Source organism: Methylopila turkensis, from assembly GCF_027922325.1.
Classification (GTDB): domain Bacteria; phylum Pseudomonadota; class Alphaproteobacteria; order Rhizobiales; family Methylopilaceae; genus Methylopila; species Methylopila turkensis.
In genome coordinates this window covers 1037676-1056479 of sequence record NZ_BSFL01000001.1, presented here as the reverse complement: position 1 = coordinate 1056479, position 18804 = coordinate 1037676, and the positions used below count along the sequence as shown (strand labels likewise).

The 18804-nt window shown below is 68.5% G+C and carries 20 protein-coding genes; 8 read left to right on the top strand and 12 right to left on the bottom strand.

Annotated features, from left to right (window positions below):
- Positions 1–129 precede the first annotated feature (129 nt).
- The 4 genes from PKE78_RS05000 (at position 130) to PKE78_RS04985 (ending at position 2271) form a co-directional block, all read left to right on the top strand.
- Positions 130–645, top strand: coding sequence for a TspO/MBR family protein (locus PKE78_RS05000; RefSeq protein ID WP_271199727.1), 516 nt, complete (start codon positions 130–132; stop codon positions 643–645).
- A gap of 11 nt (positions 646–656) precedes the next feature.
- A complete protein-coding gene (locus PKE78_RS04995) occupies positions 657–851 on the top strand; it encodes a twin transmembrane helix small protein (RefSeq protein WP_271199726.1) in 195 nt (64 codons plus the stop codon).
- Between the two features lie 4 nt (positions 852–855).
- Entirely contained in the window at positions 856–1419 is a 564-nt protein-coding gene (locus tag PKE78_RS04990) for a cob(I)yrinic acid a,c-diamide adenosyltransferase (RefSeq protein ID WP_271199725.1), read from the top strand.
- A 117-nt stretch (positions 1420–1536) separates the two neighbouring features.
- Positions 1537–2271: a rhomboid family intramembrane serine protease gene (locus tag PKE78_RS04985; RefSeq protein ID WP_271199724.1), complete on the top strand. Its 735-nt coding sequence runs from the start codon at positions 1537–1539 to the stop codon at positions 2269–2271.
- A gap of 63 nt (positions 2272–2334) precedes the next feature.
- Here the strand turns inward: PKE78_RS04985 and PKE78_RS04980 are convergent, their stop codons facing one another.
- Positions 2335–2610: a hypothetical protein gene (locus PKE78_RS04980; RefSeq protein WP_271199723.1), complete on the bottom strand. Its 276-nt coding sequence runs from the start codon at positions 2608–2610 to the stop codon at positions 2335–2337.
- A 176-nt stretch (positions 2611–2786) separates the two neighbouring features.
- Positions 2787–3284, bottom strand: a complete 498-nt coding sequence (locus tag PKE78_RS04975) for an MmcB family DNA repair protein (RefSeq protein WP_271199722.1) — start codon at positions 3282–3284, stop codon at positions 2787–2789.
- A 154-nt stretch (positions 3285–3438) separates the two neighbouring features.
- Here PKE78_RS04975 and PKE78_RS04970 point away from each other — a divergent pair, with 154 nt between their 5' ends.
- Complete coding sequence (locus tag PKE78_RS04970; RefSeq protein WP_271199721.1) at positions 3439–5826, top strand: transketolase; 2388 nt, start codon at positions 3439–3441, stop codon at positions 5824–5826.
- Between the two features lie 33 nt (positions 5827–5859).
- Here PKE78_RS04970 and pyrC read toward each other — a convergent pair whose 3' ends face one another.
- The 8 genes from pyrC to PKE78_RS04930 all read right to left on the bottom strand — a co-directional run bounded on the left by pyrC (position 5860) and on the right by PKE78_RS04930 (position 12640).
- The gene (gene pyrC / locus PKE78_RS04965; RefSeq protein ID WP_271199720.1) at positions 5860–6936 is read right to left on the bottom strand and encodes a dihydroorotase; all 1077 of its coding nucleotides are present in this window, start codon (positions 6934–6936) and stop codon (positions 5860–5862) included.
- 14 nt (positions 6937–6950) lie between these two features.
- Positions 6951–8048 (bottom strand): redox-regulated ATPase YchF, encoded by a 1098-nt coding sequence (gene ychF / locus PKE78_RS04960; protein ID WP_271199719.1) that lies wholly within the window; start codon positions 8046–8048, stop codon positions 6951–6953.
- 57 nt (positions 8049–8105) lie between these two features.
- On the bottom strand, positions 8106–8717 hold the full coding sequence (gene pth / locus PKE78_RS04955) for an aminoacyl-tRNA hydrolase (protein ID WP_271199718.1): 612 nt from the start codon (positions 8715–8717) through the stop codon (positions 8106–8108).
- A gap of 27 nt (positions 8718–8744) precedes the next feature.
- Positions 8745–9452 carry a 50S ribosomal protein L25/general stress protein Ctc gene (locus PKE78_RS04950; protein WP_271199717.1) on the bottom strand — a complete coding sequence of 236 codons (708 nt, stop codon included), beginning with the start codon at positions 9450–9452 and terminating at the stop codon, positions 8745–8747.
- Between the two features lie 157 nt (positions 9453–9609).
- Positions 9610–10059, bottom strand: a complete 450-nt coding sequence (locus PKE78_RS04945) for a hypothetical protein (protein ID WP_271199716.1) — start codon at positions 10057–10059, stop codon at positions 9610–9612.
- A 943-nt stretch (positions 10060–11002) separates the two neighbouring features.
- On the bottom strand, positions 11003–11302 hold the full coding sequence (locus PKE78_RS04940) for a hypothetical protein (RefSeq protein ID WP_271199715.1): 300 nt from the start codon (positions 11300–11302) through the stop codon (positions 11003–11005).
- Positions 11299–11943: a hypothetical protein gene (locus PKE78_RS04935; protein WP_271199714.1), complete on the bottom strand. Its 645-nt coding sequence runs from the start codon at positions 11941–11943 to the stop codon at positions 11299–11301. The genes PKE78_RS04940 and PKE78_RS04935 overlap by 4 nt, the downstream gene beginning before the upstream one ends.
- Position 11944: 1 nt before the next feature.
- Positions 11945–12640 (bottom strand): hypothetical protein, encoded by a 696-nt coding sequence (locus PKE78_RS04930; RefSeq protein WP_271199713.1) that lies wholly within the window; start codon positions 12638–12640, stop codon positions 11945–11947.
- A gap of 453 nt (positions 12641–13093) precedes the next feature.
- On the opposite strand from PKE78_RS04930, the gene PKE78_RS04925 reads away from it, so the two are divergent.
- Together PKE78_RS04925 and PKE78_RS04920 are read left to right on the top strand one after the other, a co-directional pair.
- Positions 13094–14362, top strand: a complete 1269-nt coding sequence (locus PKE78_RS04925) for a glycerophosphodiester phosphodiesterase family protein (RefSeq protein ID WP_271199712.1) — start codon at positions 13094–13096, stop codon at positions 14360–14362.
- A gap of 92 nt (positions 14363–14454) precedes the next feature.
- Positions 14455–14784 carry a hypothetical protein gene (locus tag PKE78_RS04920; protein WP_271199711.1) on the top strand — a complete coding sequence of 110 codons (330 nt, stop codon included), beginning with the start codon at positions 14455–14457 and terminating at the stop codon, positions 14782–14784.
- Between the two features lie 44 nt (positions 14785–14828).
- Here the strand turns inward: PKE78_RS04920 and PKE78_RS04915 are convergent, their stop codons facing one another.
- Both PKE78_RS04915 and PKE78_RS04910 read right to left on the bottom strand, forming a co-directional pair.
- Positions 14829–16307 carry a methyl-accepting chemotaxis protein gene (locus PKE78_RS04915; RefSeq protein ID WP_271199710.1) on the bottom strand — a complete coding sequence of 493 codons (1479 nt, stop codon included), beginning with the start codon at positions 16305–16307 and terminating at the stop codon, positions 14829–14831.
- 449 nt (positions 16308–16756) lie between these two features.
- Entirely contained in the window at positions 16757–17824 is a 1068-nt protein-coding gene (locus PKE78_RS04910; RefSeq protein WP_271199709.1) for an aldo/keto reductase, read from the bottom strand.
- 149 nt (positions 17825–17973) lie between these two features.
- Here PKE78_RS04910 and PKE78_RS04905 point away from each other — a divergent pair, with 149 nt between their 5' ends.
- The gene (locus tag PKE78_RS04905) at positions 17974–18798 is read left to right on the top strand and encodes a helix-turn-helix domain-containing protein (protein ID WP_271199708.1); all 825 of its coding nucleotides are present in this window, start codon (positions 17974–17976) and stop codon (positions 18796–18798) included.
- Positions 18799–18804 lie beyond the last annotated feature (6 nt).

The window sequence follows — 18804 nt, the reverse complement described above, 5'->3', positions numbered from 1 at the left end:
GCCTCCCTATGCGGCGTGGACGTCAGGAAGCGGCCTCTTAGAGGATTTCGCGCCGCGCTTCAACGGCGATGGTCCCCCGCGACCTCCGCCGGCCTCGCGCGGCGACCGGATGCGCGCTATGTCCTCGACATGACCGACAGCGCTCGCCTCGCTGGGACTGGGCCGGGCAGGGCCTCGCTCCCTTCGCTCTTGATCCTCGCGGCGGCGCTCGCGCTGAGCCTCGCCGCCTCCCTGCTCGGCTCCGCCGCCACGACGCCGAACCTGCCTTGGTACGCCGGGCTGGCGAAGCCGCCGTTCAATCCGCCCAACGCGGCCTTTCCGATCGCCTGGACGATCCTCTACCCGCTGATGGCGATCGCGCTCTGGCGCGTCGCGACCGCCGCCGCCGGACCGGACCGCCGCCGCGCCCTGGTCGCCTACGGCGCGCAGTACATCCTGAACGTGGCGTGGTCTTTCGCCTTCTTCGCAGCGCAAAGCCCGGCGCTCGGTCTCGCGGTGGTCGGAGCGCTGCTGCTGTCGATCGCCTGGACGATCGCGCGCTTCCGCCGCGTCGACCGGCTCGCGGCGGCGCTGCTGTGGCCCTATCTCGCATGGGTCGGCTTCGCGACAGCGCTGAACGCCGCGATCCTCGCCCTCAACTCGTGACGGGAAACCCGATGTCCGACTTTCTGTCCGTTTACGCCGTGCCGCTCGCCATCGGCGCGGTCGCGGTCGCGTTGATCCTCGGCCTCGTCAACATGGCGCGCGGCGGCAGCGCCAACCGCTCCCAGCAGCTGATGCGCTGGCGCGTGGGCCTGCAGTTCCTGGCGATCATCGTCATCATGATCACCGTCTGGGCCATGGGATCGTGACGCCGTGGTCAAACTGAACAAGATCTACACCCGCACCGGCGACGACGGCACCACAGGGCTCGCCTCCGGCGCGCGGCGCCCCAAGCACGACCTGCGCGTCGAAGCCTACGGAGCCGTCGACGAGACCAACGCCGTGATCGGCCTCGCTCGTCTCCACGCTGCGCCGGAGCTCGACGCGGTTCTGTCGCGCATCCAGAACGAACTGTTCGATCTCGGCGCCGACCTCGCGACCCCCGACACGGGCGAGGACCTCGGCTACGAGCCGCTGCGGATCGTCCAGAGCCAGGTCGAGCGGCTGGAGACCGACATAGACGTGGCCAACGCCGCGCTCGCGCCGCTGAAATCCTTCGTGCTGCCGGCCGGCGCGCCGCTCTCCGCCCACCTTCACCTCGCGCGCACCGTCGCCCGGCGGGCGGAGCGCCTCATGACGGCGCTGGCGGAGCGGGAGCTCGTGTCGAAGCCGGCGCTCGCTTACGTCAACCGGCTGTCGGACTACCTGTTCGTCGCCGCGCGGGTGGCGAACCTCGGGCAGGGCGACGTGCTCTGGGCGCCCGGAAAGACACGCTGACGGCGCAATCGGCCGACCGTGACGACCCGTGCGCTTGCGGGGAGCGACCCCTCGTCCATACTTCCACGCTGCGGGCGGCGCGGCGGCGTCCGCGCTCCAGCCACGATCGAGACGCCCATGTTCGTCCCCATCATGGACGACGCCCCGGTCCGAAGCATTCGGCACGCCTACGTCAATGACGGGTTCATCATCGTCTCGACGCTGATCTATGTCGTGTTCCAGTCCGGCCTGGTGATGGACGCCAACCAGCAGGCGGTGCTGTCCTTCGGGCTCATTCCCAGCGTGCTGTTCGGCGACGCGGTGCTGCCGGCCGGCTTCGAGATTGCGCCGGCCTGGACGACGCTAGGCTCCTCGCTGTTCCTGCATGGCGGCTGGCTGCACCTGATCGGAAACCTGTTGTTCCTCTGGGTGTTCGGCGACAACGTCGAGGACGATCTCGGCCATGTCCGCTACGCGCTGTTCGTGATGCTGTGCGGCGTCGGGGGCGGGATCGCGCACGCCGTGACCGCAGCCAATGTCGACGCTCCGCTGGTGGGGGCCTCGGGCGTCGTGGCCGGCGTGGTCGCGGCCTATGTCATGCTGCATCCGCAGGTGAAGGTCTGGGTGATGGTGTTCTACCGGCTGCCGCTGCGGCTGCGCGCTTTCTGGATCATCGGCGCATGGGCCGTGTTCCAGGCCGGCAATGCCCTGCTTGCCGGAAGCGAGCAGGTGGCCTGGTGGGCGCATGTCGGCGGCTTTCTGACCGGCGCGGTGCTCGTGGTCGCGCTGAAGCGCCCGGATGTGCCGCTGTTCGACCGCGATCTCATCGCCCGGGTCGAGGCGCGGTCCGCGCCTTCGGAAGGCCCGATCTGACGGACGGCGCTCAGCCCGGATCCGCCGCGAAACTCTGACGAGGACGCCGTTCCGTCCGGCCGTTCAGGCCACCTTCGCCGGTCGGAACGGCACAACGACGGCGTTCAGCGCCGCGGCGCCGGGAGCGTCGTCCCGAAAACCCTCGAGGTGACCGGAGTCCACGACGGCGTCGATCGCCCGGCGCAGGTCGGCCGGCGTGCTGACCTCTTCGCCCAGATCGGCGGCGATCGTCGCCGCGGCGCCGATGAGCGCCGCAAAAACCACACGGGGATCTTCGCCGCAGCGCTGGAGCGTGCGGGCGAGGCGAAGCACGACTGCATTCACATCATCGTTCGACATCGCAAAACTCGTGACAGTGGCTGGGCCGGCGGTCTACCGAGCCCTTCGGTCGCTCTCGAACGTATCGGAAGCTTTGAAAAAGCCTGCGAATCAGGACCTTGACGGAATCCTGCCGGCTGGACCGCGCCGAAATGAGACGCGATTGCGGCGAAGTTGAGCCAAAGAATTCGGACAGATCACAGCACCGCGATGCTCGGCGGGTCCGCCGTCGCCTGCAGTCGCGCCGCAGCAAGCCGGGCGAACCGGATGGTCACAGCCTTGCGCCGCGCCCCGCTCAGACTGTGGACCGGCGCCTCGCGCAACACCGCGGCGCCGTAGCCGTCCGCCGCGATCAGCCCGACGTCCGCCGGAATCATCTCCTGCGGAAAACCGCGGTCGACCGCAAAATAAAGACGGTCGCAAAAGGCGCGGTACTCCGGCCATTTGCGGTCGGTGCGAAAGTCCTGCGGGCCCGACTTGATCTCCACGATCACGATCTCGCCGGCGCGGCCGACCGCCATCACGTCCGCTCTCCGACCCGACCGGAGCGGCGTCTCCAGCAGACAGCCGTAACCGGCGTCCCTGAGATGCCGGCAGACGCCCCGGGCGATTGTCGCCGCAACGCCGGAAAGCGAGATCCGGATCGCTGGCGCGATGTCGTCAAAACCCGCTTCCGGGTCGGGGAGGGAGTGCATGTTCTCCATACGTTCCATAGTGGCACGACGCGGCGACATTGCAAGACTCTTTTCGGCGCCGCCTGAAGGCCGGCGCGAACGCCCGGCGTGAGGCGAGATGACGCGGGCGCCGAAAGCGCTAGTATGCATCGCCCACACGCGCCGGAGCCTCCCCATGCCCAACGACCGCCGGACGGCGATCCTCGCCGAGCTCGAGCGCAAGGCGCTCTGGATCGCCACATGGACCATCCACAACGCGAACCATCTGCGTCCCTCGGACGGGTTGAAGGTCGGCGGCCATCAGGCGTCTTCGGCTTCGCTCACGACCATCATGACCGCGCTCTATTTCGCGGCGCTGCGGCCCGAGGACCGGGTGGCGGTCAAGCCGCATGCGAGCCCGGTGTTCCACGCGATTCAGTACCTGTTCGGGAACCAGACCCGCGAGAAGCTGGAGGCGTTCCGCGCCTTCGGCGGCGCCCAGTCCTATCCTTCCCGCACCAAGGACGTGGACGACGTCGACTTCTCCACCGGCTCCGTCGGCCTTGGCGCCGCGGCGACCGTCTTCGCTTCGCTGACGCAGGACTACCTGCGCGCCAAGGACCTCGGCACGGAGCGTCCGGAAGGCCGGATGATCGCGCTCGTCGGCGACGCGGAGCTGGACGAAGGCAACATCTTCGAGTGCCTGCTGGAGGGCTGGAAACACGGCCTGCGGAACTGCTGGTGGATCATCGACTACAACCGGCAGAGCCTCGACGCCGTCGTGCGGGAGGGGCTCTACGAGCGCATCTCGGCGCTGTTCGAAGGTCTCGGCTGGGACGTCGTCGTGCTGAAGTACGGCCGGCTGCTCGAGGAGGCTTTCCGCGAGCCCGGCGGCGAAAGGCTGCGCGACTGGATCGACCGCTGTCCGAACCAGCTGTTCTCGGCGCTGTCGTTCCAAGGCGGAGCCGCGTGGCGCAAGCGCCTGCTCGACGAGATCGGCGACCAGGGCGCCGTCACCAAGCTGATCGAGCGGCGCTCGGACGACGAACTCGCCGCGCTGATGACGAACCTAGCCGGTCACGACCTGCCGACCCTCCTGGACGCCTTCGAGCGGATCGACCATGACCGCCCGGTCTGCTTCCTTGCATACACGATCAAGGGCTACGGCCTGCCGCTCGCGGGCCATAAGGACAACCATGCCGGGCTGATGACGCCGGCGCAGATGGAGGTTTTCCGTCGCGCTTCGAACGTCCGCGAGGGCCACGAGTGGGAGCGCTTCGAGGGGCTGTCGACTCCGCCGGAGGAGCTGGAGGCCTTCCTGAAGACGGTTCCCTTCTTGGCGAGGGGCCGCCGTCGCTACGCCGGCGCGAAGCTGCCGGCGCCCGAACGGCTCGAAGCCGACATTCCGGCCGAGACCTCGACCCAGGCCGCCTTCGGCCGTCTGCTCGACGGTCTGGCGAAGGGCCAGACGGCGCTCGCCGACCGCATCGTCACCACCTCGCCCGACGTCACCGTATCCACCAATCTCGGGCCGTGGGTGAACCGGCGGGGCCTGTTCGCGCGCGAGAGCATGAAGGACCTGTTCCGCGAGGAGCGCATAGCTTCGGCGCAGAAGTGGGAGTTCGGGCCGAAGGGGCAGCATCTGGAGCTCGGCATCGCCGAGATGAACCTGTTCCTCGCGCTCGGCGCGATGGGACTGTCCCATTCGCTGTTCGGCGAGCGGCTGATCCCGGTCGGCACGCTCTACGACCCCTTCATCGCCCGCGGCCTCGATGCGCTGATCTACGCCTGCTACCAGGACGCCCGCTTCATTCTGGCCGCGACGCCTTCGGGCGTGACGCTCGCGCCGGAGGGCGGCGCGCACCAGTCGATCGCGACCCCGCTGATCGGCCTCGCCCAGGACGGGCTGGCGAGTTTCGAGCCGGCCTACGCCGATGAACTCGCCGCGATCCTCGCCTTCGCCTTCGACTACGTGCAACGCGACGGCAAGTCCGGCGTTGCGGACTGGGAGCGCGAGGAGACCGGCGGCTCGGTGTACCTCCGGCTCTCCACCCGCATGCTCGAACAGCCGCAGCGCGCGATGACGCCTGAGCTTGCGGGCGAGATCGTCGACGGCGCCTATTGGTGGCGCGAGCCCGGCCCGAACTGCGAGGTGGTGATCGCCTATCAGGGCGCGGTCGCGAAGGAGGCGATCGAGGCGGTGGGGCTCATCGCCGGCGACCGTCGCGACGTCGGCCTGCTCGCCGTCACCTCCGCCGACCGGCTGATGGCGGGCTGGACCGCGGCGCACCGGGCTCGCGAACGCGGCGTGGCGCATGCGACGTCGTTGGCCGAACGGCTGCTGGGGCGGCTGCCCCGGCATTGCGCGATCGTGACCGTGATCGACGGCCATCCGGCGACGCTCGGCTGGCTGGGCTCGGTCTGCGGTCATCGCGTCCGCGCGCTCGGCGTCGAGCATTTCGGCCAGACCGGCACGATCGCCGACCTCTACCGGCATTTCGGCATCGACGCCCAGGGCCTCGTGCGCGCCGCCGAGGGACTCGCGCCTGGCCGGCCGATTCGCCATCTCACCGCGCTGGGGTGACGCGAGCGCGGGCCGCAGGGCCCGCGTACAGCCTCAGCCGGCGATCGACCAGGGCAGGGGCTCTTCGCCTCGGAACACGACGACCTCGTCGTCCTCCACCGGCACCGCCGCGAGCGCCCGGCCGGGCCGGCGCACGAGCGTGATTGTCCCGGCGTTGGGCGCGAGCCCATGGAACGCGGCGCCGTTGAGCGAGGCGAAGGCCTCGAAGCGGTCGAGCGCGTTCTCCTCGTCGAACACCTGGGCGTAGGTCTGCAGCGCGGTTGCGCCGACGAAGACGCCGGCGCAGCCGCAGGCGGCCTCCTTGGCGTTTCGGAGGTGCGGCGCGGTGTCGGTGCCGATGAAGAAGCAGGCGTCGCCGGAGGTCACCGCCGCGCGCAGCGCCAGCCGATGCCGCTCGCGCTTGGCGACCGGAAGACAGTAGTAGTGCGGCCGCAAGCCCCCCTGGAACAGCGACGTGCGGTTCAGCACGAGGTGATGCGGGGTGACGGTGCCGGCGACGCGGGGTGCATGCGCGCGGACGATCTCGACCGTCTCGGCGGTGGTGACGTGCTCGATCGTGACCTTGAGCCCCTCATGCCGCTTCAGCAGCGGCAGCAGGCTCTGCTCCATGAACACGGCCTCACGGTCGAAGATGTCGACGCTAGGGTCGGTGCTTTCGCCGTGGATCAGCGCCGGCATGCCGATGCGCTCCATCCGCTCCAGCACCGGCGCCAGCGCGACGAGGTCGCGGACGCCGCCATGGGAGTTCGTGGTGGCTCCGGCGGGATAGAGCTTGGCCGCGACCCAGACCTTTTCGGCGAAGCCTTTCTCGATCTCGTCGGGGTCGGTCGCGTCGGTGAGGTAGCAGGTCATCAGCGGCGTGAAGTCGGCACCGGCCGGCATGGCGGCGAGGATGCGCTCGCGATAGGCCGCGGCCGCGGCGACCGTCGTCACCGGCGGCACGAGGTTCGGCATGATGATCCCGCGGGCGAACTGCGCCGCGGTGAAGGGCGCGACCGCCCTCAGCATGGCGCCGTCGCGCAGGTGGACGTGCCAGTCGTCCGGCCTGCGGAGGGTGACCGTGGGAACGTCCTTCGGCGCGGCGTCGTCGAACAGCTCGGTCATGCCCATCGCGCGACCTCCCGTCAGTTCGCGAAGCGGAAGTGCAGCACGTCGCCGTCCGCCACGACGTAGTCCTTGCCTTCGAGCCGCATCTTGCCGGCGTCCTTCGCGCCCGCCTCGCCTTTCAGCGCGACGTAGTCGTCGTAGGCGATGGTCTCGGAGCGGATGAAGCCCTTCTCGAAATCCGAATGGATCACGCCGGCGGCCTGGGGCGCCTTGGTGCCGCGCTCGATCGTCCAGGCGCGGGTCTCCTTCGGGCCGACGGTGAAGTAGGTGACGAGCCCGAGCAGCCGGTAGCCGGCGTTGATCAGACGGTCGAGCCCGGCCTCATGCAGGCCGAGCGCGTCGAGATACTCCGCCCGCTCCTCTTCGGCGAGCACGGCGATCTCGCTCTCGATCCGCGCGGAGATGACGACGGAGACCGCGCCTTCCGCCTTCGCCCGCTCCTCGACCTTGGCCGAGTAGGCGTTGCCGTCGACCGCCGACCCCTCGTCCACGTTCGCGACATAGAGCACCGGCTTCGAGGTCAGCAGGTTGAGCGCGTCGAAGGCCGGCCGCTCGTCCTCGGAGATCTTGGCGAGGCGCGCCGGCTTGCCGTCGCGCAGCAGCGGCAGCACGCGGTTGACGAGCTCGAGCTGCTCCTTCGCCTCCTTGTCGTTTCCGCGCGCGCGCTTCTCGAGCCCGACCACCCGCTTCTCGAGGCTTTCGAGGTCGGCGATCATCAGCTCGGTCTCGACCGTGTCCGCGTCCGAGAGCGGATCGATCCGGCCCTCCACATGGGTGATGTCGTCGTCCTCGAAGCAGCGCAGCACATAGGCGATCGCGTCGACCTCGCGGATGTGGGCGAGGAACTGGTTGCCGAGGCCTTCGCCCTTGGACGCGCCGCGCACCAGCCCCGCGATGTCCACGAAGGTCAGCCGCGTCGGAATGATCTCCTTCGAGGCTGCGATCGCGGCCAGCGCGTCGAGCCGCGGATCGGGCACCGCGACCTCGCCCACGTTGGGCTCGATGGTGCAGAACGGGTAGTTTGCGGCCTGGGCGGCGGCGGTCTGCGTCAGCGCGTTGAAGAGGGTCGACTTGCCGACGTTCGGCAGGCCGACGATGCCGCATTTGAAGCCCATGGGATCGGATCGCTCGTCGGTTCGTGATGTGGCCGGCTGTCTAGCACGCCGGAGGAGCTAGCCGCGAGCCCCGCCGACCTTCGCGACCTCGCCGAAGCCGGCGGCCTCCATGCGCAGGTGCACCTTGTTCTGGAAGCTCGCGTCCTCGGCCTTCGCCAGCAGGTCGGCCGCGTCGGCGACGGCTTCGGTCAGCACGTCGACCCAGGGCGTCTCGGACTTGGCAAAGTCGTTCAGCACGTAAGAATGCACCAGCGCCTTGTCGCCGGGATGGCCGATGCCGAGGCGCACGCGCCGATAGTCGTTGCCCATATGGGCGGTGATGGACCGAAGACCGTTGTGGCCGGCGTTGCCGCCGCCGGTCTTCACCCGCAGCTTGCCCGGCGCGAGGTCGAGCTCGTCGTGCAGCGCCACGATGTCGGCGGCGGGGATCTTGAAGAACCGCGCGGCTTCGGCGACGGAGCGGCCGCTCTCGTTCATGTAGGTGCGCGGCTTCAGCAGCAGCGCCTTGACGCCGCCGATCGCGCCTTCCGCGGCCTCGCCCTGGAAGCGCGCCCGCCACGGGCCGAAGCCGTGGCGGGACGCGATCCGGTCGACGGCCATGAAGCCGATATTGTGCCGGTTCTTCTCGTATTTCGGCCCCGGATTGCCGAGGCCGACCAGGAGCAGCATGGTCCGGTCGCTCCCGCTCGTCCGAGATCAGTCCTCGGACTTCTTCTCGTCCGCGGCGGCCTCGCCCTCGGCGGCTTCGCCCTCGGCGTCCGGCGTCTCGCCGGCCTCCTCGGCGGCCTTCTCGGCCTCGATTTCGGCCTGCTCCTCAGCCTGCTCCTCGGCGACGACGGTCGGCGCCGCGATGGTCGCGATCGTCAGCTCGTCGAGGTTCTCGGCCGAGAACTCCACGCCCTTCGGCAGCTTGACCGCGCTCGCGTGCACGATGTCGCCGATCTCGAGCCCGGTGAGGTCGACCTCGATCGCCGACGGGATGTCGTCGACGCCCGCCTTCACCTCGACCGTGTGCGCCACCACGTTCAGCACGCCGCCGCGCTTGATGCCCGGGGCCTCGTCCTCGTTCAGGAAGTGCACCGGCACCTCGACGTCGACCACCGAGGAGGCGGTGACGCGGAAGAAGTCCACATGCAGCAGGGTGTCGGACACGACGTCGCGCTGGTAGTCGCGCGGGATCGCGCGCTCCTTGGCCCGACCGGTGTCGATCTCGAACACCGTGGTCTTGAAGCCGCCGGCGTGCAGCAGCTTGAACAGCTCGTGCCCGTTGAGCGAAATGCTCACGGGCGCCTTCTTGTCGCCGTAGATCACGGCGGGAATCTTGCCTTCACGGCGAAGCGCGCGGGCGGCCCCCTTACCGGCCTTCTCGCGCAACTCGGCCTTCAGCGGCTTGGTCGCGGACATCTCGGATTCTCCAAATGAAACGGCCGCCCGATACGGACGGCCTTCCGCGGCGAACCCCTCCAGGGGTGTGGGACGCCGCGCGCTCAGGCGACTAGCAGAAACCGCCGCCAAGAGCAATCTGAAGACCCGCAATCTGACGACCCGCCGGCCCGCGCGCTCACGAGTCGTCATCGTCGGAGCGCGGCGCGTCCGCCAGCGCCCGGCGGAACGCGGCGAGCCGTTCCTCCAGCTCCGGCGGCCGGTCCGCGAGGCAGGCGCCGCCGCGCACGCCGACGCAGGTCCTGGCCCGCCGGCACGGCTTCAGCCCACAGCCCCGCCACAGGCCGAGCGCGTCCGACAGCGTCTGGCGCAACCGTCGCGCCTCGCTTCCGCCCGGAAGCCGCCGCCGCGGCGGCGGCTCGACCGCGACCTGCGGCGCCGGAGCGGGCGGGGGCTCCGCCGCGGGTGCCGCCGCGGGCTCCGGCCCGATGGCGTCCGCCTCGGCGCCGGCGCTCGCGACGGTCTCGTCCGCCGCCGGCTCCGGGACGGTTACGACGCGCTTACGTCCCCGGGCGAGGCCGAACGGCGCCGGGCGGAAGCGGGGGATGGGCCCGACCTCGTAAGCCATCGTCTTGCATCCCTCCTGCGGGCCGCGCGGACAGGGGTCAGCGCGGGCTGCGGCATGAACGGATCCACCTCGTCATGCCCGGCTGAGCCGGGCATCCACGACTTTCTGGCCGCCAAGCTCCGCGCAAAAGTCGTGGATGCCCGCGACAAGTGCGGGCATGACGTCGTTTTTCACGCTGCGAACAGCCACGCCTCAGCGCGCCGGCGGACCATCTCCGCAGCGTCGCAAGGGGTTTTTTCTCGGAACGCACGAACGCGGACATCTCAGGAGACAGGGGCGCCGGGCCACCGTTCATCCGTAGTCTTCGGAAAACCGGTCGCCCGGCGCCCCCGCACGGCGTTTTCGCGACGGTCGCATGCCTGCTCTCCGGCGGCGGACGCGGGGAACTCCGAAAAGCTCCGAAGCGTCCGTCCGCCTTAAGGCGCCTCTGTCTAGGCGCGGCCCCGTCATAATGCAGGGCGGGCGGCTTTTCGCGAGGTTCGGACGACGCGCGGGCTAAGAACCCGCAAACCGTCCGCAAACCTGCGCTGCGACCGACGTCCCGGGACGCGGGCCGCCGGAAAGGCCCACGGCGCAGGCGCCGCCCTCACCCCCACGCGGACGACCGGTTCCGGCCACGCCTCCTGATGGGAGAAGGTTTTGGGAGCGTGCCGGGATTTTAAGCGTGTGTCAAGGATAAAAAACCCAAACTGCTACTTGGGGCTAAGCTGGAAGCGCTTCGCCTACGCGCCAGCAGCGGTCATTCCCGTGTCGACTTTGGAATGTCGTGTTTTCGGCCGGAAGCGAACTTCCTGTTTTGGGCCGATGACCGCGGTAAGCCTTTGTTCCGTACGCGGTAGGTAGCACACTAAAGCGATGCGGCGCCGCCGACATTCCAGGGGACCTAGCACTTCGGCGTCCGGGCAACGGGTGGGGCACAGATTATTCCGCGCGTTGATTCTCGTCAGTTTGCCTCGGGATGGATCTTGCGGGCACGCTGAAGTGCAATCGCCCCAGATTCTTTCGCTTCATCATATGTCATCAACGAAAGGTCGAGCGGCAATCCTAGCATATCAAGATCAATCGAGTTGCGCAGCCTGTCCGCCTGATCAGCATCGCAACACAGAATAAGCAAATCGATATCAGCAGCTCCTGATTCTTCGCGATCGACCGAGCCGAATAGATACCATGTACTGCCGCTGGCAATCACGCCGACGCCATCTGCAAGGGTGCAAAGTGCGGCCACCGCCGCCCGGCGTCTCATCGGCCCAACCGGCTCATGACGTCGCGAAACTTCATCGCCTCGGCGCCCATAGAGTGTGCCGCCTCCTCCGCGGCAGAAGTGACCGAGCCATAGCTCGACATCTTCAGGGCGATGTCGAACGCTCCGTACTTGGTCCGCGCGTGGCGTACATCTTCGGCACTCAGATTATAGGCGTCGATTAGTGCGATGGTGAGATCGGGCCCTTTCTTCCGGTGGGCGATGAAGACGAGATCATAGAGACGGGTGATCTGTCGGACGTTTGAATGCTGCCCAATCGCACGCTCGAAAAAGCCGAACTCCTTGTTTCGGTAGCCCGAAAGATCGCCAAGACGAACCGCTTTTCCCAGATCACCAAGTGAGCCGAACCCGGCGGGCGTGGCGTGGACCAAGTAAATTGCAGAGCCGGTCCAGATCGACTTAGACGGGATGTTGATTACGAACTCGGGCTTGCTCGCATGCGCCAGCACCGGCTCTACATCGACTACCTCTACCATCGGTTTAGCACCGATCACCGCGACCGGGTGAACGCACTTTTTGTCATCCTCGATTAAGAGGAAGTTCTCAGCCGAGCGACCGACGGCCTTGAAACCTGCATTTTCGTCGATATGCGCTTCGACCCAATCTGTAACGCTTCCTGCCATTTCAACCCTTCAGAACGTCCTGCATGCCCGCCGGAAAGCGGCTGGCATCCTCGCGTCGATCCTCGATATGAACGGCCTCAAGATCGTCGATGTGCTGCCGGAAGGCCTCAACCACGTCTAACTCTTCCTTGGCAAGAAGCGCTCGGTTGGCGTCGAGCTGGGCAATGATACGATTGCTGTTCGGGAGAATTCTGGTCAGCATTTTCCGTCGCCAAGTTTCCGCCGCGCCGCTCTCCGGGTTTTGCGCTGCCTCGATATGCGGACCGTAGCGTTCGAAGATGGCGCGGTTCTCATCGAGCAGCGGCGCGACCACTGCGCGAGCCGCACCGCGATCAGAAAACTCGGTCACGCCAAACAGGCTCTGAAGCTTTTTGGCATGGTCCCGCTTCCATCCCCGGATCACGTCGTCCGGATATGCATCCGGTGCCTTGTCGATCATGGTGTGGCAGACCGCGCACAGCATAATCAGGTTTTCGAACGCCCCGCGCTCGGCCTTGCTCATCTGCGGTTTGGCGCGCGGGCCATCGTCATTGGCTGCAAAGACGTGCGCCATTTCGGCGACATGGATAGACTTGCCCGCCGCATCGACGAAAAGTTCGCGCTCGCACGCGGGGTTCTGGCAATAGCCGCCGGATGCAGCGAATAATCGCCGTTGCGTATGTGTGTCCGGCGACGCAGCCCCTCGGGGACAAGCCAATCCTATTCTCCGCGTAACGCGTCTCAACGCAAATGACCGTTAAACAGACTATAGGCTTCGGCGCACCGAAATTCCAGAGATCGGGAAGAGGTTGCTACGTTTTTTCGTGCAGGACTTGCACTTGGACTACCGGCGACACATGCCAAAGATTGCAACAGTGAGTGGCACGCCCCGAATGTCGTTGAATGTCAGCATTTGGGGCGCGACGCGGTCTTTCACGCGGTGCCTTATGGACGTCCGAGAAGGGTTAAAGCCGGTCGCTAATGCCCGTGCAATCCGCCGTCATGCCCGGCCTTCGCCAAGCATGACGGCGGCGACGGTGTGACGCGTGCGCGCCGTTCCGGCCGTCGTAGGGGCGCGCCTCGCGACATCACTCCCCCGTCACGCATCTGTCAGCGCGCGCCGCTACCGTCCCGGCCGTAACGGATCAGCGCGGCGGCGGGGAGGAAACTCATGCGCGGGACGATCGTGGGACTTGGGCTCGCATGCGCGCTCGGGGCGTCGGCGCTGTTCGGCGCCGGCGGCGCGGCGGCGGACGAAGCGGCGCGGACGGGCGGCGCCGTGGCCGATGTGCAGGTGGGGCCGCGGCCGTTCTTCCTGATCGAGGACATGGCCAACGGCCCGCTCAAGCGTCGGCTGCAGCGCTGCGAGGGGAACCGGCTGCGGCCGAGCGACTTCTCGATCGGCCATCGCGGCGCGCCGCTGCAGTTTCCCGAGCACACCCGCGAGTCCTATGTGGCTGCGGCGCGCATGGGCGCCGGCGTGCTGGAATGCGACGTCGCCTTCACCAAGGATCTGGAGCTCGTCTGCCGCCACGCGCAGAACGACCTGCACACCACGACCAACATCCTGCTGACGCCGCTGGCGGCGAAATGCACCAAGCCGTTCACGCCGGCCGTGCTCGGGCCGGACGGCGCGTTGGTGACGCCGGCGAGCGCGGAGTGCCGCACCAGCGACATCACGCTGGCCGAGTTCCGCACGCTGCGCGGCAAGATGGACGCCTTCGACCGCGGCGCCCGGACACCGGAGGAGTTCGTCGGCGGCACGCCGGCCTGGCGCACCGACCTCTATTCCGGCCCGACCAGCGGCCATCTGATGACGCATCGCGAAAGCATCGAGCTGTTCAAGGAGCTCGGCGTGAAGATGACGCCGGAGCTCAAGAGCCCGGTGGTTCCGATGCCGTTCCGCGGCTTCACGCAAGCTGCTTACGCGCAGAAGCTGATCGACGAGTACCGGGCGGCGGGGGTCAAGCCGCGGGACGTGTTCCCGCAGTCCTTCGACAAGAACGACGTGCTGTACTGGATCCGCAACGAGCCCGCCTTCGGCCGACAGGCGGTCTATCTCGACGACGCCAACACGGTCGCCGACCTGCCGAGCGCGTCCGAGCTCGAGAACTATCGCCGGGAGGGCATCCGCATCTGGGCGCCGCCGGTGTTCGCGCTGCTCGACGTGAACGGGCGCAACGAGATCGTCGCCTCGCGCGCGGCCAAAAACGCGAAGGCGGCGGGTCTCGAGATCATCGCCTGGTCGCTGGAGCGCTCGGGTCGGCTCGCCGACCTCGACGGCGACTTCTACTACCAGACGATCGAGCGGGCGGTCAGCCGCGAGGGCGACCTGATGCGCGTGATCGACGCGCTCGCCCGCGACGTCGGCGTGCGCGCCGTGTTCTCGGACTGGCCGGCGCCGGTCACCTATTACGCCAACTGCATGAACATCCGCTAAGGCGCGGACTCGCCGCGCCGCCGCCGCGCGCCATGTCTCCGGGCAGTCTGTCCCGGAGACCTTGGCCCATGCGCGTCGGCGGCGTCTTGCTCGTGAGTGTCGTCCTCGGCGCGGCTCCTGCGCTCGCCGCCGATCCGCCGGAGCGCGGTCTTCGCGAGCGCCCGGTGGAGCGCTATCGCGTCACCCGCGCGGCGGAGGCCTATTACGGCCCGCAGGTCGCGCTGCCGGGGTCCGCGGACCAGATCGTCGTCACCCGCGGGCCGCGGCTGCTGCTGGAGGACGACGGGACCGGCCTGTTCCCGCCGGAGTTCACGTCGCGCCGGCTGCCGTCGCGGGTCCGCCGCGTGCGGGTCAACGCCGACGTCCCGCTCTACGAGGCCTATGAGGCCGAAGAGGCGGAGCCACGCCGCGGCCGGCGCTGAGGCCGGTCGCCCGGGACGGGGCTTCGAGCGGAGGCGCCGCCCTCTCACATCATCGAAACCGCGGCCTCGCGCACGTTGCGGGCGGCGGCGTCGATCTGCTGGGTCGCGCCCGAGATCGAGTTCATGCTGTGCGTCACGGAGCTGACGCCGAGCGCCGCGGTCTGCATGGAGACCGCGATTTCGCGGGTCACCGCGGCCTGCTGCTCCATCGCGAAGGCGATGCCGGACGAGATCTCGTTGATCTGGCCGATGGTCGCGCCGATCGCGCCGATCGCGTCAGCCGCCTCCTGCGTCGACGCCTGGACCGCGACGATCTGGGCGGAGATGTCCTGGGTCGCGCGGGCGGTCTGGCTCGCCAAGCTCTTCACCTCGCTCGCGACCACGGCGAAGCCCTTGCCGGCCTCGCCGGCCCGCGCCGCCTCGATCGTCGCGTTGAGGGCGAGCAGGTTGGTCTGCTCCGCGACGCCGTTGATGAGCTTGACGACGTCGCCGATCTTTCGCGCCGTCTCCGACAGGCCGACCATGATCTCGTTGGCGCGTCCCGCCTCGCCGACCGCCTTGGTGGAGATCGACAGCGCGGTGTCGACCTGCGCGTTGATCTGCTGGACGGACTGGGCGAGCTCCTCGGAGCCGGCCGCCACCGACTGGACGTTCGACGAGGTCTCGGCCGAGGCCGAGGCCGCGCCGGCAGCCTCGTCGCGGGCGTTCGTCACGGCCTGCGACACTTCCGCGAGCTCGCGCTCGATCTGCCGGACGATCGTCTCGCGGCGCATGCGCTCGCGCACCGCCTCGGTCACGTCGGTGGCGAACTTGATGATTCTGACGGTGCGGCCGTCGGCGTCCAGCACGGGATTGTAGGTGGCCTGGAGCCAGATCTCTCGGCCGTCCTTGCCGATGCGCTTGTACTCGCCGGACTGGAACACGCCCGCTCGCAGCGCGTCCCAGAACCGCGCATAGTCGGCTCCGGCGCGCGCGGGCGGCTCCATGAACATGCTGTGATGGCGACCTTTGATCTCGGCCGCGTCATAACCGACGGCGTCGAGAAAGTTGCGGTTCGCGTCGAGGATCTCGCCGTCGGGCGCGAACCGGATCACCGCGGTGGAGCGGTCGAGCGCCGCGAGCTGGCTTTCAAGCTCGGCGGCGCGGGTCTTCTGCTCGGTGACGTCGGACGCGATCTTCACGATCTTGGTCGGCTTGCCGGATCGGTCGAACACCGGGTTGTAGGAGGCCTGCAGCCAGATCACGCGGCCGCCCGAAGCGATCCGCCGGAACTCGGCGCGAACGAACTCTCCGCGGCGGAGGCGCTCCCAGAACTCCACATACTCTCGGTTCTGGCGCTCGGACGCGGCGACCAGCATCGCGTGCTTCTGGCCGCGCAACTCGTCCAGCCGATAGCCGACGGCGCGGAGAAACGCCTCGTTGGCGGTGATGATCGTGCCGTCGAGTTCGAACTCGATCATAGCTTGTGATCTGTCGAACGCCTCAAGCGTGCGTTGCGCCGTCGAGGACAGGAATTGCGTCATCGTTCTCACTCAGTGGGAGAATTCTTGGCGACCCCGGCAAGACAACGCCGGAAAAAGTTTTCGTCGCTTGAGCGAAGCTGGCGCTGATAATTAAAATAATAGTAAAATTTTGGCTAAGTATCATTACGCACGATGTCCCGTATGGCGAAGTAACGAGCGGGGGTGAAGATTTCGATCGATTATTTCAATCAACAGGCCTGGCTCTGACGCTTCCGACCATGTGCGGGCGCTGGCCTCGCCGTCAGCGTCGCGATCGAGACGACGTTGACGTTCTTCTCGGGCTGCACCGCCTTGGCGGCGGGCGACTACCCCTCGGTGCGGTAGGCCGATGACGCGCGCCGCCGTCAGTCGTCGCGTGTCCGCCATGTGCGGATCAACGCCGCCGTCGCCCTCGACGAAACCATGGGTCCTGGGAGGCTGGGTCGCAGCGTCGCCGGCGCCGAGACCGGTCAGCCGCGCGCGCGGATCGCGGCCTGCGCCCGGGCGATTAGGCCGGGATAGCGCTTGCCGGGATACCACGGCTGCTTGCCGATCTCGGCGAAGGCGGGGATCGTCTCCATGTGCCGCGCCATGCGGGCGCGCATCGCGGCGTCGGGCAGCGGCCCCCGCAGCGCGGCCATGTTCTCGGAGGCGTGCTCCGGGTCCGAGGTCGCGGGGATGACGCAGGTCACGGCCGGGTGGCCAAGCACCCATTTCAGGAAGAACGCGGCCCAGGTCGCGGCGCCGATCTCGCTTGCGAAGGCCGGCAGCGGCTGGCCCTCCACCGCCTTGAACAGCCGCGCCTTTTCGAACGGCATGTTCACGAGCACGGCGCAGCCGCGGGCCTCGGCCTCCTTCAGCACGGTCTCCTCCGCGGCGCGGTTGAAGATCGAGTAGTTCACCTGCACGACGTCGAGCTTGCCGCGGGCGATCCAGCTCGCGAGCACCGCGTGATGCGGGTTCTCGTAATGGGTCGCGCCGACGTAGCGGATCCGGCCCTCCTTCTTCCACGCCTGCATCAGCGGGATCATGACTTCGGCGTTGACGAGGCTGTGGCACTGCATCAGGTCGATCTTGTCGCGCCACAGCCGGCCGAGGCTCTGGTCGAGGCTGCGGACCGCGTGGCTGTCGTCGGCGAGGAACTCGCCGGTCGACCACAGCTTGTTGGCGACGAAGGCCTGCTGGTTGGCGCCGATCGCGATCAGGGCGTCGCCGGTGGTGATTTCACCGGTTCCGTAGAGCGGGGAGGTGTCCACCACGCGGCCGCCCGCCTCCCAGAACCGCTTCGTGACCTCGAACAGGTGTTCGCGCTTCTGCCCGGGCGTCAGGTCGAAGGCGAGGAAGGTGCCGAGCCCGACCGCGGGAATCTCCTCGCCCGAGGAGGGGATGCGCCGCGTCAGCGCAGGCCCTGCGGCGCTCTGCGCCGCGGCGGGGGACGCCGTCAGCGCGGCGGGCGTGACGACCGTCGCCGCCGCGAGCGCGGCGGCGGACCCTCCGAGAAAGGCGCGGCGGTTCGGGGCGAGCGGGCGGGGGGCCATGGGCTTGATCCTCGGGATGTTCGGCGAGCCCGTACGAACTAGACTATTGTCGGACGCCGCCGCGCGCGCGATCCTGACCGGGCAGCCGGGATCCTGACGGAATCCGCAGGCGCGGCCGAGGGTTTGCGCTGATCATGGGCCATACGACGATGTACCGTCGCGTTCACGAGCCGGAAGCCTCCGACCGCCGCAGCGCCGTGTGGCCCGGCGGGCGGTTCGACGCCGGCCGGCGCGCCCTGACGCGATCGGTCGAGGGCGTGACACGCTCGGCCGACCTCATCCTGCTGGTGACGCTACGGGGCGGCGCGCGGCGGCTCGAGGTGCGCTCGGACTGCGGTCACCGCTACGATGGGACGGACTTCGCGGGCGCGGTGTCGCTGGCGCCGCCGGACTGCGAACGCCGGATCCGGCTTCAGGACGTGGAGGCCGAATGGGCGTCGGTCGCGCTGGCGCCCTCGGTTTTCGAAGGCCGGCCGCCGGTCTTCGCGCCGTTCAGCAATGCGGACGACCCGTTCGTGCGCGCGCTGGTCTGCGAGCTGGATCGCGCGCAGCAGTCAGCCGGCGTTCTCGATCCCGCCTATGGAGAGACCTTGGCCTATGCGCTCGGTCGCTACATGGCGAGCCGCTACGCCGCGGCGCCCGCCCAGGCCGCGTCGCGGCTCGCCCCGTGGCGGCTGAAGCGGGTGACGGCCTTCGTCGAGGCCCATCTCCACCGTCCGCTCGCGATCGCGGAGCTTGCGGCGATCGCCGAGATGTCGTCCGGCCATTTCCACCGGGTGTTCCGCGAAACCACGGGGGTCTCGCCGCTGGGCTTCGTCACCGAGCGCCGGATCGCGCGGGCGGAGGCGCTGCTGCGCGGCGGCGCCGACGTCGTCGAGGCGGCCGCGGCGGTCGGCTTCGCGAGCCCGAGCCATTTCGCTCGTCTGTTCCGCCGCATCACCGGCCGCCCGCCGTCCGCGGCGCGGCGGACATAGCGCCGC